We start from the raw sequence: 17,800 nt of genomic DNA on the forward strand, positions 1-17,800 counted from the left end.
TCCGCTCCTAAGGAGTAAGAATCGAAGCCGTTTTATTTTAAAAGGAATTGAATAAGGGTAATAATAACAATGTACAAGAAAGGCGTGAATCTAACTTATGACTCAACTTGCGGACAATGTTATTTTATTGCTGGCCGCACTGCTGCTCGTAGGCGTGCTCTCCACCAAATTTTCAACCCGTTTTGGCATGCCAGCATTGGTGCTTTTTATTGCCGCTGGGATGGTACTAAGCCGTTTTATTTATTTTAATAATGCTTCTTTAACACAGATCATCGGAATTTTCGCGCTGGTTGTTATTCTGTTTGAGGGAGGAATGCAGACGAGTATAAAGGAAATTCGCCCCGTGATCCGGCCAGCCTTATCCTTATCCACAATAGGTGTCTTGCTGACGACCGCCATTGTAGGGGGATTCGCCAAGCTTGTGCTTGGTGTGCCTTGGGCAGAAAGCTTTCTGTTTGGCGCAATAGTGGGTTCAACGGACGCGGCAGCAGTCTTTTCAGTACTTGGTGGCAAAAACATTGATAAACGCCTAACCTCAACGCTTGAGGCAGAGTCTGGCAGTAATGATCCTATGGCGGTATTTTTAACCGTTTCATTGATCGAATGGATTCAGCATCCTGATATGGCTTTATGGAGGCTGTTTTTTTCTTTTGTGTGGGAAATGGGCATCGGATTATTGTTGGGTATATTGCTCGGTAAAGTGGCTGCGTATATGATCAATAAAATCAATCTGGATTCCTCTGGTCTGTATCCGGTAATGGCAATCGGTTTTGCCGTGTTGACCTACGGTTTAGCAGCAACAGTACACAGCAGCGGCCTGCTTGCCGTTTATGTTATGGGCCTTACGCTCGGCAATACCGAGCTGATGTATCACCGTACTATTATGAATTTTAACCATGGCTTTGCCTGGATGATGCAGATTTTCATGTTCGTTTTGCTGGGCTTACTAGTGTTTCCGCAAGAGCTAGCGAGTATTGCCTGGCAAGGACTGTTGCTATCTGTCATATTAATGGCTGTAGCCAGACCTATCGGAGTCTTTGTAAGTCTGTATTTTGCCAAATTCAACTTTCGTGAAAAAACACTGCTCTCCTGGGCGGGTCTTCGTGGAGCGGTTCCAATTGTACTGGCTACCTATCCCTTGCTTGCTGGCCTTGCACACGGGCGTTTATTCTTCAATGTGGTCTTCTTTGTTGTGCTAACCTCAGCTGTTATACAGGGAACCACGATATCACCGTTGGCTTCCCGGTTAAAGTTAGTCGGACAGGAAAACGAAGCGCAGCCTTCTCTTATGGAACTGGTAGCATTGTGTCAGACGGACTCTGAATTCAATCATATCGAAATCGAGTCACATATGCCGATTGCCGGTATGCAGATCGCGGCAATAGGATTGCCAGACGATATTCTGTTTACGGCGATTATACGAAATAGAAATATTGTGACCCCACACGGAAGCACAGTGATTATGAAGGGTGATACTGTATACGTGCTCAGCCCTAAAGCTAAGCGCGAAGAGATGAAGGCATTCTTTCGGAGCGCCAAGGGTAAGGTTGCGGAGGCGGATATCACCACAATGTAATAGTTCCTTCCACAGCCAGGTGATTTGTTACAATATGGGTGCATTTCGATAAATGTGACGTTACTAACAGGTTATAAAAGGAAAGAAAGCTATGCTAGAATTTGCAACAACAAAATTTTTGCAATAGATTGCAAAAAGGATGATCTTATGTTAAATTATATATAGATTTAGAACGAGTCTAAATATAATATAACATAACAACAAACTATTCTCCGGGAGGTTTTATTAATGAGTACACAATTGAAAAGCCAGACAGAACTGCATGCTGCTTTGAATCGCCAGACAGCGAACTGGTCATTACTCTACGTAAAGCTGCACCACTATCATTGGTATGTTAGCGGGTCACAGTTCTTTACACTACATGCCAAATTTGAAGAACTCTACAATGAAGCTACCGGTTATGTTGATGTTTTGGCTGAGCGCTTACTGGCTATTGGCGGGCAACCAGCTTCTAGTATGACGCAATATTTGGCTCTTTCCGAGCTGCAGGAAGCACGCGGTGGCGAAGATGCTAAGGCGATGGTGACTGAATTGGTTAAGGACTTTACTACTGTTGCTGAGGAACTACAAGGTGTAATCACAGCTGCGGAACAACTGAGTGACCAGCCGACTGCTGATTTGTTAATTGGCATTAGAAGTAGTGTTGAGAAACATGTCTGGATGTTAAATGCCTTCCAAGGCTAAGACAGAATTTCAGTTCTGACAGAAAAAAAAGCAAGTCTCCGGTAAGGGGACTTGCTTTTTAGCGAATATCAGCACAATGGTTATTTAATAAATACGCCCCCAAAGGGCAAGGCTTCACGCAAAAAGCGCTTGATAATCCCATCCTCATTATTGTCCCGTTCAAAGCGACGACTCTGCCTGCCTGCCTGAAACAGTACATATCCATGCCCAGTCATTTTCCAGTGATAGCTCATATGCTGGCTGGCTAGATGGTTGCCGTACACAGTAAGTTCAAGCTGGGCATTCTCTGGATAAGCAACTACACTGCCGGCATCTACATAAAGCGGCTCTAAGGGATCAAGCTCTGCTTCACACACAGTTCCCTCAGTCAGTATGCCGATAGTGCCATGGCCAGAGAATTTAACCTTGATAATATCTCTGGTGATGAACATATTTTTCATACTCAACACCCGTGTCTGCATAGTGATACCTTTGCTATAGAAGAAAAGATGCCTGAAGTCGTAGAGCAGATCGCTTTTCCCATCCATTTGCAGAGTCTTTATGCGATATCCTGGGGGGAGGGCTGCGACGAACCGACAAGGACCAGACAGATCGGAACGAATCAGCTTGCGCTTGCGGTACATGCCTTTTACATCCATTAGTCTATCTGCCCGTCCAGATGAGGGACCCTGATACGCAATAATCTGCTGTGGATGCAGTACATGAACCTCTTCATTCTCTCCTATTGTGAAGGCTACGGCTTGTCCACTGCCGCTATCTCCTTCATCTTGGATATCGACGTTCATACTCAATCCCCCTTGTAGTTACCCAAATTACCGCAGACGATCTCCTCTTCTAGAACGATGCCGCATACCGAAACGAACCAGTCGTGTCAAAATAAAATAACCAAGTACAAGACCTATTCCCGTAAACACGGTTATCTTGATTTTGTGCAAATAAGATTCACGAGCCGTACGGTCATCTCGTAATTCATCAACCACCTTAGTCAATTGAAGATTCTGTTCCTGCAAGGCGGCATTCTGGGTACGATACGTATCCATCTCTTGTAGCGTTTCACCTAATTGATCTTGTGTATTCCCAAGCTCGTCTTTGGTCTGCTGCAGTTCTTCTGTTGTCTGCCGGTAACTTTCCTGTAATTGATTCACGTCACTTGGTAGCTCCGAGAACTTTTGCAGTCCATTATATATATCATTGAAATAATTAGCGTGGGCTGCAGGCACCGGAAGGGCAGCCGATATCCCGAGCAGAAGCAGGGCCGAACCTAATAGTTTCATGAACTTGCGACATCTATTTTCTTTCATTAGACTCACCACCTAGTATAGGCTTATATTACCCTTATTTTATCATAGCTTGACAGCGTCCGACAGTTTATGGCTAAGAACAATCTTCTTACAGAATTGAGCAAAGGCCATGAAATATCGTATACTTTGGACGAGAGGGGATAGTTGTTATGAATAAATGGCTCAAAACAATATTATTTCTGGCCGGATCAGCGCTTTTGACGAGATTCATTCCTTTTTCGTCCTTGTTTCGCAATCTGGATACGATGATCCATGAATTTGGTCATGCGTTGGTTACTTTGCTGCTTTCGGGTAAAGTTCTGCGCATAGAGCTGTACGCTAATCATAGTGGTGTGACGTATTCGGCGATTCAAGCGGGTGGAAGGGCGATATTAGTATCATTGGCTGGCTATCCACTGGCCTCATTATTTTCACTGTTGCTATTCTATTTATATGCCAAAGGCCGGCATCAATGGGGACTGGTGCTTGCTACCGGAGTGGCGGTACTTATGCTGCTGCTATATGTGCGTGGTAGCTTCGGCGTTCTTTGGTTAAGTGGTTTTATTGCATTGAATGTTGCGATGGTAGTCTTCTGGAAAAAGGTTAGCAAATACTATTACCTCTTGCTGGCCTTTCTGACACTGGAAGAGTCTGTAACAGGTACTCTATATTTACTATCTTTAGCGTTAATATCACCAGACCGTGCCGGAGATGCTAGTAATCTTGCGAGGCTTACACCGCTGCCAGCCGTAGTATGGACCTTATTGTTTTTTGGTATCTCTTTGTTGTGCGCCAAGTGGGCACTGGGATTCTTCTTCAAAGGGGATAAGAGGCGAGCTCAGCAGAGCTAATAGATAGAATTACAGTCAATGTTTCGTCAAAATCAGACAAAACGGCATTTAACCCCAAGAGGCAGTCTACTTTTTTAGTAGGTTGGCTCTTTTTTTGTCGATATTATAGAACCGAACGTATATTCCATGACAAGGAGTTGTCCGCCAATATTGGTACATTAATAGAAGACCCAAAAAAAGAAAGAGGTGGAAATATGCAAGCAAGTATCCAGCCCATATTTACATGGAGTAAAGAGCGTATTTTTGCAGGTGGAGCCCAAAGTATAGCTTTGCTTGTCGAATGGAAGGGTGTCACTGCAATAGAAGAATCTCAGAAAAGAAGCCGTAAGGTAGTTGCACGTGAAATTGAGCTGAGAATTTGGTTTGAACCCCATGTAAAGTTCACCCAGAGTTATGGCTGTAACGTAGAAGCTGGGGAAGGGCGTTCGCTGTTGCTCAAATTGGGTAAGTTACAATCTGGACAACGTAATTATGTGGTGTTGGAATTTGCATTGGCTGCTATGCCTGCCGGCAGATATGAAGCCCTCTGGCTGCAGTGGCAATATAAACAGCGGCAGGGAGAACGAATACGAGAACTGCCCGTACAAAAATTAGGTTTGGAATACACTCATCATACAAGTGTACTGGAAGACTCCAACAGCTTTTATGTGGAGAAGCATATGGAATTATTGAAGACAAAAAAGGTGCTCGAAGACGCAGTAGAGCTGCGGAAAAAGGGACAACTCCTACCAGCCCATGAGCATCTCCGTCGCCATGCTGATAAGCTGTTGCTATTAGCGGTACGTTCAGGAGATCATTTATTACTAAAAGAAGCAGAAATACTATATCGGCAAAGCGAATTTGTACTTCATAGAGACGATATAGCCGTTGGACAAATATCATATAGAATGGGTCTCATGTGATGCATAAAAACGAAAATTAGAATTATACATATGATCACAATTTTCATCAGTATGAAAAAGTGAACAGCGGAAAATGTGACTTCTAATTATGGTAATATAGTAAAATAGTTCTATTATATTTTTGTAAATCTCGGTTTTTAAACCACTAGTCATAGATATAAAAGACTAGTTTTTCGTAAAATAATGGGCCTATTTTACCATATATCAAGGAGAATTGAATATGACAGACCGATTAATCCGATTGATGCGCATCATTACGCTAGTTCAAGCCAAACCAGGAATACTGGCGCGTGAATTAGCCGAACGCTGCGGCAACAGTGAGAGAACGATATACCGGGATATGGATGCACTTAGTGCAATGCATATTCCTATTACCCATTTGGGACATGGAAAAGGTTACGCTTTTATTGGGAATTTCGCACTTTATCCTTTGGACTGGTCAGAAGATGAGGCCATAGCATTTTCACAACTTCTCAACATTATGAAAGATATCAAACCTTTATTGCCCATGGATTTTGAAAGTGCCTATGAAAAAGTACTGGCGAGCGAATACAAACACAAGGCTGAACGGGAAGAAAAGATGGAGAGTGCCAAAAGAGAAGCAGGGACGATCTGGCTGGAAAGAAGCAGCTCCCAGGTGGAGCAGCCACCCTTTCTGACTGCCATTCTGGCAGCGGCGCTGAAACAAAAGAGTATTCAGGTGGATTATAGTGAAAACGCTTATGAAGAGAAAGGGATTAAGATTGACCCTTATTGTCTGGTTCCATTGGAGAATCGGTTTCATCTCATCGGCTTCTGTCATCATTTTGGTGTTATTCGAACTTTTCATCTTAATGCTTTTTCGAGTGTGAAGCCCTTGAATCGCTGGTTTTCCAAGAAGCAGTTTGATTTGCAGGCCTTTATGAAGCAGAAATGGTCTTTGGATCGGGATAGCCTGCAGATAGAGTTTAAAATCAGGTTTTCCGAACGAATGATGGATAGAATTAAGGATGAGGAAATGGCCATCAAGCCGAATAAGGTGGATCGTCAGGCGAGGCATATTCATTTTAAGGTAGCTATTGATCAGGATATAAGCTTCATCCGGTGGATTATGAGATTTGAAGAGGAAGCAGAGATCATCGAGCCCTCATACTACAGGGAAGCGTTGAGGAATCAGTTGGAGAAATGGATTATGTTATATAAATAACATTATCTTACTTTTATTCTAGTAGAAATAAATCACATAAAATCGATAGTGTTAGCTATTGTGATAAATCGCTCTTGTGCATCCCTGATTTATATAGTAAGTTATACATTAAATAACAACTTTGTTGCTTTAAATCGTTATTATTATCATTAGATGTTAGGTTCGAGTCAATATATCTCTCTGTTATAGGAGAGATTTTCTTTTGTGGCATTTGACCCTAGTTCAATTTTTAAATAGAAGAGAGGGTTCATCTTGATCCAGCCAATTCTGAAGATTGAAGATCTGCACACCCATTTCTTTACCGACCGCGGTGAGGTTCCGGCGGTTGATGGCGTCGATCTTTATATTAATCCTGGAGAGGTACTAGGTATTGTTGGAGAATCGGGTTGCGGCAAAAGTGTCACTTCCCTATCGATATTAAAGCTGGTTCCCAATCCACCGGGCAAAATAGTAAGTGGCCGTATTCTTTTTAAAGGCAAGGATATCGTACCGCTTAAGGAAAAAGAAATGCGCAAAATTCGTGGTGACTCGGTCTCTATGATTTTTCAGGAACCGATGACTTCGCTTAATCCATTGTTTACTGTAGGGCAACAAATTATAGAAACAGTGCGTTTGCATCGTGGGATGTCCAAAAAAGAAGCGCGTGAGCATGCGGTGGAAATGTTGCGTAAAGTAGGTATTCCACGACCTGAAGCCATCATTGATGAATATCCTCATCAGTTATCGGGAGGTATGCGCCAGCGGGTCATGATCGCGATGTCGATCTCCTGTAATCCTGAACTGCTAATTGCTGATGAACCAACGACGGCACTCGACGTAACCATTCAGGCACAGATTCTGGATCTCATTCGCCGTCTGAACGAAGAGCAGGGAACTGCGGTAATGATGATTACTCACGATCTTGGAGTTGTGGCGGAAATGTGCCACCGTGTCGCTGTTATGTATGCTGGTAAGGTTGTTGAAGAAGGCAGCGTGCATGATATATTCAAAAATCCGCTTCACCCCTATACAAGAGGACTAATAGAGTCTGTTCCAAGAATGGAAGAGACCCGGGAACGGCTGTATTCCATCCCAGGCAATGTGCCTATCCTCAGTAAAGATATGCAAGGCTGTCGCTTCGCACCACGATGTGCACACGCTATGGATATATGTCATCAATCTCTTCCTCAGCTGACCCTGCAGGAGGAACGTCACAGCTGCAGATGCTGGCTGCATGAAAGTCAACAGGAGGACGCGGTATGAGTGAGAGCCTGCTAGAGGTCAAGAGCCTCAAAAAGTATTATCCGATCAACAAAAGTTTTTTTAATAAAGCTCAAGGATTCGTTAAGGCAGTGGATGATATAACTTTCTCGGTAAACAAAGGGGAGACCTTTGGTCTGGTAGGAGAAAGTGGTTGTGGTAAATCTACAACAGGCCGTTCACTGTTGCGTCTGATTGAGCCAACGGCCGGAGAAATCTGGTTTGAGGGACAAGATATTACAAAGCTGTCTATGGAAGAGATGCGCAAACGACGTCGCGAGATGCAGATTGTATTTCAGGACCCGTTCTCCTCACTTGATCCACGCAATACCGTACAACGTATTCTGGAAGAACCGTTGATTGTTCATGGCGTAGGCAATGCCAAAGAACGTCGTGCCGCTGTAGAGCGGCTTGCAGATGTAGTTGGTTTAGCGAAGGTGCATCTGCAGCGTTATCCGCATCAATTCTCGGGCGGACAGCGTCAGCGGATCGGGATAGCCAGAGCCCTGGCGCTGCAACCAAAGCTAATTATTGCGGATGAGCCAGTGTCTGCGCTTGATGTATCTATCCAATCTCAGGTAATTAACCTGATGCAGGATCTGCAGAGTGAATTCGGCCTAACCTATATATTTATTGCCCATGATCTCAGCGTAGTGAAGCATATATGCGATCGGGTTGCGGTTATGTATTTGGGTAGAATCGTTGAGATTACCGACAAGGATAAGTTGTATTCTCATCCACTTCATCCCTATACACAAGCACTATTGTCGGCTGTGCCAGAACCGGACCCGGATATTCGCAAGGAACGGATTATTCTGCAAGGTGAGGTGCCAAGTCCTTCAAATGCACCAGTCGGCTGTGCGTTTAACACGCGTTGTCCCCGGGTGATGGATGTATGTCGGAATCTAAGACCTGCTCTGCTGGAAACTGAACCTGGACATTTGACTGCCTGCCATTTATATGAGGGGGAAGTTAAGACATTGTTGGCTTAATTAATCATTAAGTAGTAGGACCCTGATATTTGCCTTGGTTTATCGCAGTGCTCTGGCGCTGCTCCAAATAAACGTTTTTATATTTCTAATAGAAGAAGGGAGTTTTCTAGAGATGAAGAAATGGAGTAGTCTTTCACTGGTAATGGTGCTAAGTGCAGTATTGGCCTTAAGCGGTTGCGGAGGAAACAACAACGCAAACACAGAAGCGACTGCGGGAACAAATACAGCAGCAACGACTGCACCGGAGAGCTCACCTGAGGCAACTGCTCAGGATACATTAATTGTAGGTCGTGGTGGGGATTCTGCTTCACTCGATCCTGCTATCGTTACCGATGGTGAATCTTTGAAGATTGCTCATCAAGTATTCGACTCCCTTTTGGAGTACAAACCAGGTACTTCTGAAGTACAAGCTTCCCTTGCGGATAGTTGGGAAGTTACTCCAGATGGCTTGACCTACACATTCAAACTGCATCCAGGTGTGAAGTTTCATGATGGAACTGACCTAAATGCTGAAGCAGTAGTATTCAACTTCCAGCGTTGGAGTGACCCGAAGAGCGAATTCAAATTTGAAGGCGATTCTTTCGACTACTTTGATTCTATGTTCGGACCTGATGGTAGCCGTGTCATTAAAGAAGTAAAGGCAGTTGACGCAACTACAGTACAATTTATCCTGAACCAACCGCAGGCGCCTTTCCTGCAGAACATCGCTATGACTTCTTTTGGTATTGCCAGCCCGACAGCAATTAAAGAGAAGAAAGAGAACTTCAAGAATGAACCCGTAGGAACAGGACCGTTCGTCTTCAAGGAATGGAAACGTAATGATTCCATTACGCTGGACAAGAACGCTACCTACTGGAAAGAAGGACTTCCTAAGCTGAATAAGGTTATCGTACGTTCCATTCCTGATAACTCGGCTCGCTTTAATGCTCTGCAGAACGGTGAAATCGACTTGATGGAGGATTTAAGTCCGGATGATCTGTCCACTCTCGAAGGAAACACTGAATTGCAAAAAATTGAACGTCCACCGTTCAATGTTGCGTATCTCGGCTTTAACTTCAAGAAGAAACCTTTTGATAATGTGAAAGTAAGACAAGCACTTAATTATGCCGTAAACAAACAAGCTATCATTGATGCTTTCTTTGCAGGACAGGCAACGGCTGCTGTTAACCCAATGCCGCCATCCCTATGGGGCTACAACGACAGCGTGAAGGACTATGATTTTGATCTGGACAAAGCGAAGGCGCTGCTAGCAGAAGCTGGTTACCCTGATGGTCTGCCAGATACTGTAACACTGTACGCAATGCCAGTATCCCGTCCTTATATGCCTGATGGTAAGAAGGTAGCGGAAGCCATTCAAGCAGATTGGGAGAAAATCGGCGTCAAAACCGTTATCGAATCTCCAGAATGGGCTACTTACCTGGATGATACAAAGGCTGGCGAGAAGGATGATATCTTCATGCTCGGCTGGACTGGTGATAATGGCGACCCGGATAACTTCTTGTATACTTTGCTGGATAAGGATGCAATTCCTGGTAACAACCGTGCATTCTATGCCAATGAAGAGCTGCATACCATTCTGATCAATGCACAGAAGGAAACCGATCAAACCAAGCGGTCCGATCTGTATAAGCAAGCACAGGTTATTATCAAAGAGGATGCACCGTGGATTCCATTAGTGCATACTACACCGCTTCTAGCTGCTAAAGCTAATCTGAAAGGTTTCGTTCCTGGACCGACAGGTACGGAATACTACAGTGAGGTTTACTTCGAATAGTCTTATGTATAATATATTTTCTCTTGCCGCCGCTAATAGCGGCGGCAAGTATGTTGTTTATCGAAAATTGGGGTCCTAGCATAAGTAGTTGAAATAAGCTTTAAAGCATAAGCTCCACTTTGTGGAGCTGTTTTATAATTACACCTTTGGAAGGTGAGCCAACTTGAACTCCTACCTATTAAAACGTGTTATGGTACTAATTCCCGTATTAATCGGGATGACGATTATCGTCTTCTCTATCATTCATGCCATTCCTGGCGATCCGGCAGAGACGATCCTCGGTCAAAAGGCTACGGAGCAGTCCAAGCAGGCGTTGCGGGAACAACTGGGTCTCGACAAGCCATGGCTGCAACAGTATTTTAACTATATGGGTGAATTGCTACACGGTGATCTTGGTACATCGATCCGTACCAAAACGCCAATTGCCAAAGAAATTATGCCATATTTAGCGGCTACTCTTGAACTGACGGCAGCCAGTATGCTGTTTGCCACTTTCGTAGGGGTGAATGCAGGTATTCTGAGCGCCTGGAGGCAAAACTCATGGTTTGACTATACCGCGATGATTATCGCTCTAATTGGAGTATCCATGCCGATCTTCTGGCTTGGTCTAATGGAACAATTGATATTCGCATTAAAGCTGCATTGGCTGCCTTCTATAGGAAGGATGGACCAGCGTAACCCAATCGAGACTATCACTAACCTCTATGTTCTTGACAGCCTATTGGCGGGACGCTGGGATCAGCTATGGATAGTCATTAAGCATTTGATCCTGCCAAGTATTGCTCTGGGGACGATTCCTATGGCCATCATTGCCCGGATGACTCGCTCCAGCATGCTGGAAGTCATGAACTCCGATTATATCCGTACGGCAAAAGCCAAAGGCTTGTCGCAATTTCTGGTTGTGTACAAGCATGCGCTGAAGAATGCGCTGATTCCCGTGCTGACCGTGGTTGGTTTGCAGACGGGGGCGCTGCTTGGTGGTGCTGTGCTGACTGAAACGATCTTTGCTTGGCCGGGCGTGGGACGGTATATATTTGAAGCGATCAGCTCGCGTGACTACCCTGTCATTCAGACAGGTATTCTGATCATTGCGTTTATCTTTGTCTTTATCAATCTGCTTGTGGATCTTATGTATGCCGCTATAGATCCGCGCATCAACTACAAGTGAGGGGTGAACCTATGGCACAGACAGCAATAAATGTAACTCCTCCGAATGTACCTGCCGAAAAGGTATCCAGTCCTTGGCGCGATGCGTGGAAGGCCTTTCGCAAGAACAAGACGGCAATGGTCGGACTTTACATTATTGTATTTTTTGTATTGATTGCAATTTTTGCACCATTGATTGCACCTTATGGTTTCAAGGAACAGGTGCTGGTTAACCGGTTGAAGCCACCTTCTTCTGCGCATTGGTTCGGTACAGATGATCTCGGAAGAGATCTGTTCACCCGTGTGATGTATGGCGCACGAATTTCGCTCTGGGTTGGATTCTTCTCGGTTATCGCTTCCATTTTTGTGGGTACCATTCTTGGTATTCTGGCCGGTTTCTATGGTAAATGGATTGATATGCTGATTTCTCGCCTGTTCGATATTCTACTGGCGTTTCCGAGCATACTGCTAGCTATAGCTATTGTAGCTATTCTGGGTCCATCTCTGCAGAATGCGTTGTACGCCATTGCCATCGTTAATATTCCGACCTATGGACGTCTTGTACGTGCCAAGGTACTCAGCTTGAAATCTGAAGAATATATTACGGCGGCGAGAGCTATTGGAATGACAAATACCCGTATTCTGGTCACCCATATTCTGCCCAACAGTCTAACGCCAATTATCGTGCAGGGTACGTTAGGTATCGCAACAGCGATCATTGAAGCAGCCGCACTTGGGTTCCTGGGTCTGGGTGCCCAGCCTCCTGATCCCGAATGGGGCAAGATGCTCTCAGACTCTCGTCAGTTTATCCAAAAGGCTCCTTGGACGGTGATCTTTCCAGGTCTGTCCATTATGTTGACAGTGCTGGGCTTTAATCTGATGGGTGACGGTCTGCGTGATGTACTGGACCCACGGATGAAGAATTAGAATTTGCAGATAACCCTTTCAGCAAGAAATTGCTGAAAGGGTTATTTTTTATGTTTATAAATTCTGAATATGTCCATTAATAACTAATTATAAACAAACATAACTAAAAGTATAGAAAAATGAAAAAGTATATGCTAGAATGACTTCTAAACATATAGATAAAATTATTGGGAGGAATGGAAATGTTCAAGAAATGGGCAACAGGATTGCTTGCGATCGCCATCCTATTGGCAGTGGGTTTAACATCGGTACCTCAGGGGAATGTGGAAGCGGCAACCAAGAAGACAGAGATCATAGTATCTGCTGCAGCAAGTCTGCAAGACAGCCTCGACAAGATAGCGGTGCTGTATGAGAAGCAGCATCCTGATATCGACCTCGTCTTTAATTATGGCGCATCCGGCACATTGCAGAAGCAAATTGAACAAGGGGCTCCAGCGGATCTCTTCTTCTCAGCAGGAGATAAGCAGATGAATGCTCTGGTAGATGCTGGATTGATTGCGGATCACAAGATGCTGCTCAAAAATCAACTCGTACTGGTCGTTCCTTCCGAGTCAAAAAGTAAGATTACGACTATTACACAGCTTACGGATAAAACATTCAAAAAAGTCGCTGTCGGTCAACCGGAATCAGTACCCGCAGGTCAATATGCTCAGCAATCATTGACAACCAAGAAGGTGTGGGATACACTGCAAAGCAAGCTGATATTCGCTAAGGATGTTCGTGCGGTTCTCTCCTATGTAGAGACGGGAAATGCTGATGCAGGCTTCGTATATAAGACAGATGCGCTTACCTCTAATAAAGTGAAAATTGCCCTAACTATAGGCTCTTATGCACATAAAGCTATTAATTATCCGGCTGGAGTGGTTAAGGATACCAAGAATCTGTCAGCCGCAAAGGCGTTCTACAGTTATGTTCAAACTAAAACAGCAAGCGATATCTTTACAAGCTACGGATTTTTGCTTCCTTAACTACTAATTTCACTACTAAATTCTCACATAAGCGGGTTGAAGGTATATGGACATCAATTGGACCGAATTTTTTGCCCCGGTTTGGTTGTCGGTCAAGATCTCAGTGATTACCAGCATAATTGTGTTCATCTTGGCAGCAGCTGCAGCCAGAGCGATGGCAAACAAAAAGTTCCCTGGCAGAAGTCTGGTGGAAACGGTGCTGCTGCTGCCTCTGGTCTTGCCACCGACGGTCGTAGGGTTTGTATTACTAGTTATCCTAGGCCGCCGTAGTTGGATTGGCAAGCTGTATGAGCAGTTTACGGAGCAGACCATTCTGTTTACATGGGGTGCAGCCGTTATTGCGGCAGTCGTCGTAGCCTTTCCCCTCGTATACCGCACCGTTAAAGCCGGATTCGAGGGGGTTGAGAAGGATCTTGAGGATGCTGCGCGTGCACAAGGAGCCAGTGAGCTACAGGTACTGCGTTATGTAACTATTCCTTTGGCTGGCCGATCGTTGGCTGCTGGTTATGTGCTGGGCTTTGCTCGCGGATTAGGGGAATTTGGAGCTACCATTATGGTGGCCGGTAATATTCCAGGCCGAACACAGACGGTACCTACAGCTATCTATGTTGCAGTCGATGGCGGTAACATGACTTTAGCCTGGATGTGGGTGTGTTCCATTATTGTTATCTCGGCCGTCATGCTAATGTTCATAAACCGTCATTCTTAATTATTTAACTAGATGAATAGGAAAGCCCCAGCTTTGCCTCTGAACCTTGGCAAGCTGGGGCTTTTTATTGGATGAGTACTTCAGGTCTCGAAAATGACTTTTCCCGTATCGCTGAGGTCATAACCATGGATGGAGCCAAGCTCATTCTGGAAGGCTGACGAACGAAGGATATCAATAACCGCATGGATCCATTGCTCTTGACCGGTTTTTTTGACCATAACGAGATCATAACGCTCCTGAATCAGGGGGATGAATTCAATACCGTCGATTATTTTGGCGGCCTTTTCTGTGCCGATACCCACATCAGCCTCGCCTCTAGCGACTTTTCCCGCTACTGCAAAATGGCTATTCTCCTCGGTGAAATAACCGGTCAGGCTTGCTGATTGAATGCCATGCAGTCGTAGCTGTTCATCTAGAAGCACCCGTGCACCAGACCCACGCTCCCTGTTGATTAATGTAAGTCCTTCCTGCTTCAGATCAGACCATTTCGTAATGCCCTTCGGGTTTCCCTTCTGCACATAAAATCCGGCGCTCCGAGCAAGCATGTGAACAACGATGTAGGAGAAGCCAACCAGCAGCTTGCGGATATAAGGCAAATTGTATTCTCCCGTATCTCCATCCAAAAGATGCGTACTGACGATATCCGATTCGCCTTGGTACATGGCAATTAAGCTGTCTAGACTGCCAGCGTAAGAACGAAGAGGACGGGTAGAGGGTAGACTGCGCTCCAGGTGTGTGGCTAGAATATCCAACGACATATCCTGACCAGTAATCACAATATTTCGTCCAGCTGCTTTGGCTTGAGACGCCATAGAATGCGGGAAAAGCTGCTGAACGACCGGATGGCTTGGATTAGCATTCATGATATTAGTAGAAGTTTCACTCCGTGAATTCTGTTTATAGGCCTCCAGATCGGAGAGATCGACACGCATCTGTTTGCCGACACGGTAAGAGGGCAACTCGCCTTTTTTGATCAGATCATATACTTTCAATTTGGATATTTTCAACAATCGGGCAATTTCTTCGGTCGTAAAAGATGTGTTCTCAGACATGGATGAATCCTCCTAGGTATTGACTACTGCAGCAGCACTTCAAGTGAGTGTCATACTAGCACAAGCCTACCTTATTTTGTGGTCCTGTGCAATTACAGAAGACCTAGGAGGGGCCGAGTTTAGCTCAACTTAATACATGTCCACTTGTTGGGTATTGGATAATCTGATCATTTCCGAAACCGTTACAAATCGGAAGCCCTTTTTTTCTAATTCAGGCAAAATAATCTGGAGAGCTTGTCGGGTCTGCGACTGTCCATGGACATGATCGTGAAACAGCACGATGTCGCCATTATGTGCATTTTGAATAACTTTTGTGGAGATGCTGTATACCCCTGGACGATTCCAGTCATGCGTATCCTGATGCCAAGACCACAGAACTGGCTTTAAGCCCATACCGTTGGATACATCTATTAAGGTCTCATCGTACATGCCGCCCGGCGGTCGAAACAAAGCGCTTGGTTTGCCGGAAATCTTGATAATTTCATTCTCTGTGAGCGCCAGCTCCTGCTGGATTTGCTGCTCGGTAATAGGCTTTTTAAAATAAATATGGTTATAGGTATGGTTAGCTAATTCATGCCCCTCGGCGACCACTCGTTTGGCCACGTCCGGATAAGCTGCTATTCTTTTTCCAATGGCAAAAAAAGTGCATTTCGCATGGTATTCATGCAGTACCTTGAGAATCTGGTCAGTCTCGGAGGGGTCCGGGCCATCGTCGAAAGTAAGGGCAATTACCTTTTGGTTAGTATGTACTTCCCAGATCATATCCCCTCGCTGTTCATAATAGAAACGGTTTTTCTCATGGGGACTGCTTTGGGCAGAAATAGAAGTAGTAAAGCCTAAGAGGAGCATAAGTGTCACACTTATAATTCTGGTACATGGTTTCATGGGTTCACCTGTTTTTTACTTTAGAATGCTCTAAAGGCCGGATGAAATATTCATAGAGGAGCATTCTAAAGAACAAATTCATTAAAGCGTGAAAGTTTATATGAAAATGACTTATAATTAACACTAATACAGCATAATGAATAGGGGCAGCAAAGAAATGACACTTATTGAGAAAAGAGAGCACAGGCAATACCCGGAGATTACTCGGCTAGAAACGTCAAGAGCCGCCTATGAACGCGATTATTCGCGTCTGATTCATTCGCCGACCTTTCGTCGGCTGCAGGGGAAATCACAGGTGTTTGGTGCAGGAACCGGGGACTATTACCGGACGCGCCTTACCCATTCCTTGGAGGTAGCGCAGATTGCTCGCGAGGCGGCCAAAAGCTTGCTGCGTTCCTACCCGGAGGTAGAAACAGGGCAGGCTGAGAATCCCGGTCTTGTTATTGATACTGAGGTGGTGGAATGTGCGGCTATTGCCCATGATTTCGGCCATCCGCCGTTCGGGCATAAAGGGGAAGAGGTGCTCGACAGCATTCTGCAGCAGCTCATCGAAGATAAGACGAATGAGGAAGCTAAGCGGGCAAATGCGGGTCCGGTGCAACGACAGTTGATTCATGAGAATATGAAGCGGCGGTATGAGCATTTTGAGGGCAACGCTCACAACTTCCGTCTGATTATGTTCCTGGAGAAACGTGAGAATATTGACGGACTCAACCTGTCTGATGCTGTGCTGCTGGGGATTAACAAATACCCTTTTCCCGGCACCGTGCTCAAAAAAGGTATGTATCTGCATGAATGGAACTATATCTCAGACATCCGTAATCAATGGGGCATCCCTGCCGGTAAGAAGACACTGGAAGCCCAGCTTATGGATCTGTGCGATGATATTGCCTATTCAGCACATGATCTGGAAGATGGCATAAAGGCAGGTAAGATTGAGGTACACGAGCACTTTATGAATGATCCCTACACCCAGCGGTTAGTTGTGGAGAAGATCACGACGCTGGAAGATTTCTTTTGGAAGGACTGGAAGGAAGAGGGCATCCACGCTAAAGTTGCAGAGGTGTTAAGTTCGTTCCTTCGAGTCTGGGAGGAGAAGATGCCAACCTGTGAAAATGATTATTCCCGGACCCGCCGTGAAGTTAAGGCTTATTGGGTGAGTACCTTTGTTGCCAGCCTTGGCGTTATTCCGGATGGGGATTGGAAGAAGGTCACTTTTATTAAGGAAGGCCAAGAAGACGAGGATATGCTGCGGACGGTAAGTGTACTGAAAAGCTTTGCCTGGGTTACGATGATCCGTGATTTGCGTGTTCAGCGGCTGCAGAAGAGAAGCGAGTGGATTTTGCGCCGGTTATGGGCAGCTTTCCTTGATCCGGATACCTCAAAGGCGATCATTCCTTCAGATTGGCTGCAGCGTTTTGAGAAGGACCAGAAGCAGATCAAGCCGATCTGGACCTGGGAGCATATGGTGATTGATTATATCGCTGGTATGACGGATTCTTTTGCCGAAAAAATCTACAATGAGCTATACGGTCTGAAGGTGGGTTCGATTTACGATTTGGATTAGTTAGTTCTGAGCACAGCCCGGCCGCTTGCTATAGGTGTGATAAAGAGGGCAACGCCGGTGCT

General features: G+C 45.1%; 17 protein-coding genes. 13 read left to right on the forward strand and 4 right to left on the reverse strand.

Going from position 1 to position 17,800, the window contains the following annotated elements; genetic code table 11:
- Positions 1-97 precede the first annotated feature (97 nt).
- A complete protein-coding gene (locus GJB61_RS00865; protein WP_154116214.1) occupies positions 98-1,576 on the forward strand; it encodes a potassium/proton antiporter in 1,479 nt (492 codons plus the stop codon).
- A 228-nt stretch (positions 1,577-1,804) separates the two neighbouring features.
- On the forward strand, positions 1,805-2,260 hold the full coding sequence (locus GJB61_RS00870; RefSeq protein WP_154116215.1) for a Dps family protein: 456 nt from the start codon (positions 1,805-1,807) through the stop codon (positions 2,258-2,260).
- Positions 2,261-2,340: 80 nt separating this feature from the next.
- Here GJB61_RS00870 and GJB61_RS00875 read toward each other — a convergent pair whose 3' ends face one another.
- Both GJB61_RS00875 and GJB61_RS00880 read right to left on the reverse strand, forming a co-directional pair.
- Complete coding sequence (locus tag GJB61_RS00875; protein WP_154116217.1) at positions 2,341-3,045, reverse strand: AIM24 family protein; 705 nt, start codon at positions 3,043-3,045, stop codon at positions 2,341-2,343.
- A 27-nt stretch (positions 3,046-3,072) separates the two neighbouring features.
- Positions 3,073-3,561, reverse strand: a complete 489-nt coding sequence (locus GJB61_RS00880; protein ID WP_154116219.1) for a coiled-coil domain-containing protein — start codon at positions 3,559-3,561, stop codon at positions 3,073-3,075.
- A 149-nt stretch (positions 3,562-3,710) separates the two neighbouring features.
- Here GJB61_RS00880 and GJB61_RS00885 point away from each other — a divergent pair, with 149 nt between their 5' ends.
- The 10 genes from GJB61_RS00885 (at position 3,711) to modB (ending at position 14,234) form a co-directional block, all read left to right on the forward strand.
- The gene (locus tag GJB61_RS00885; protein WP_154116221.1) at positions 3,711-4,391 is read left to right on the forward strand and encodes a M50 family metallopeptidase; all 681 of its coding nucleotides are present in this window, start codon (positions 3,711-3,713) and stop codon (positions 4,389-4,391) included.
- A 194-nt stretch (positions 4,392-4,585) separates the two neighbouring features.
- Positions 4,586-5,293, forward strand: a complete 708-nt coding sequence (locus GJB61_RS00890) for a hypothetical protein (RefSeq protein ID WP_154116223.1) — start codon at positions 4,586-4,588, stop codon at positions 5,291-5,293.
- A gap of 220 nt (positions 5,294-5,513) precedes the next feature.
- Complete coding sequence (locus GJB61_RS00895; protein ID WP_154116225.1) at positions 5,514-6,479, forward strand: helix-turn-helix transcriptional regulator; 966 nt, start codon at positions 5,514-5,516, stop codon at positions 6,477-6,479.
- A 252-nt stretch (positions 6,480-6,731) separates the two neighbouring features.
- Complete coding sequence (locus GJB61_RS00900) at positions 6,732-7,721, forward strand: ABC transporter ATP-binding protein (protein ID WP_154116227.1); 990 nt, start codon at positions 6,732-6,734, stop codon at positions 7,719-7,721.
- Positions 7,718-8,710: an ABC transporter ATP-binding protein gene (locus GJB61_RS00905; RefSeq protein WP_154116230.1), complete on the forward strand. Its 993-nt coding sequence runs from the start codon at positions 7,718-7,720 to the stop codon at positions 8,708-8,710. Before GJB61_RS00900 ends, GJB61_RS00905 begins: the two co-directional genes overlap by 4 nt.
- 112 nt (positions 8,711-8,822) lie before the next feature.
- The gene (locus GJB61_RS00910; RefSeq protein ID WP_154116232.1) at positions 8,823-10,484 is read left to right on the forward strand and encodes an ABC transporter substrate-binding protein; all 1,662 of its coding nucleotides are present in this window, start codon (positions 8,823-8,825) and stop codon (positions 10,482-10,484) included.
- A gap of 163 nt (positions 10,485-10,647) precedes the next feature.
- Entirely contained in the window at positions 10,648-11,652 is a 1,005-nt protein-coding gene (locus GJB61_RS00915) for an ABC transporter permease (RefSeq protein ID WP_154116234.1), read from the forward strand.
- An 11-nt stretch (positions 11,653-11,663) separates the two neighbouring features.
- Positions 11,664-12,557, forward strand: coding sequence for an ABC transporter permease (locus GJB61_RS00920; RefSeq protein ID WP_154116236.1), 894 nt, complete (start codon positions 11,664-11,666; stop codon positions 12,555-12,557).
- A gap of 176 nt (positions 12,558-12,733) precedes the next feature.
- On the forward strand, positions 12,734-13,525 hold the full coding sequence (gene modA, locus GJB61_RS00925) for a molybdate ABC transporter substrate-binding protein (RefSeq protein ID WP_420819720.1): 792 nt from the start codon (positions 12,734-12,736) through the stop codon (positions 13,523-13,525).
- A 46-nt stretch (positions 13,526-13,571) separates the two neighbouring features.
- Positions 13,572-14,234, forward strand: coding sequence for a molybdate ABC transporter permease subunit (gene modB / locus GJB61_RS00930; protein WP_154116240.1), 663 nt, complete (start codon positions 13,572-13,574; stop codon positions 14,232-14,234).
- A gap of 80 nt (positions 14,235-14,314) precedes the next feature.
- Here modB and GJB61_RS00935 read toward each other — a convergent pair whose 3' ends face one another.
- Complete coding sequence (locus GJB61_RS00935; protein WP_154116242.1) at positions 14,315-15,286, reverse strand: substrate-binding domain-containing protein; 972 nt, start codon at positions 15,284-15,286, stop codon at positions 14,315-14,317.
- Positions 15,287-15,415: 129 nt separating this feature from the next.
- Complete coding sequence (locus GJB61_RS00940; RefSeq protein ID WP_154116244.1) at positions 15,416-16,171, reverse strand: polysaccharide deacetylase family protein; 756 nt, start codon at positions 16,169-16,171, stop codon at positions 15,416-15,418.
- Between the two features lie 157 nt (positions 16,172-16,328).
- On the opposite strand from GJB61_RS00940, the gene GJB61_RS00945 reads away from it, so the two are divergent.
- Positions 16,329-17,738 carry a deoxyguanosinetriphosphate triphosphohydrolase family protein gene (locus GJB61_RS00945; protein WP_154116245.1) on the forward strand — a complete coding sequence of 470 codons (1,410 nt, stop codon included), beginning with the start codon at positions 16,329-16,331 and terminating at the stop codon, positions 17,736-17,738.
- Positions 17,739-17,800 lie beyond the last annotated feature (62 nt).

Source organism: Paenibacillus monticola, from assembly GCF_009664975.1.
Classification (GTDB): Bacteria; Bacillota; Bacilli; order Paenibacillales; family Paenibacillaceae; genus Paenibacillus_AQ; species Paenibacillus_AQ monticola.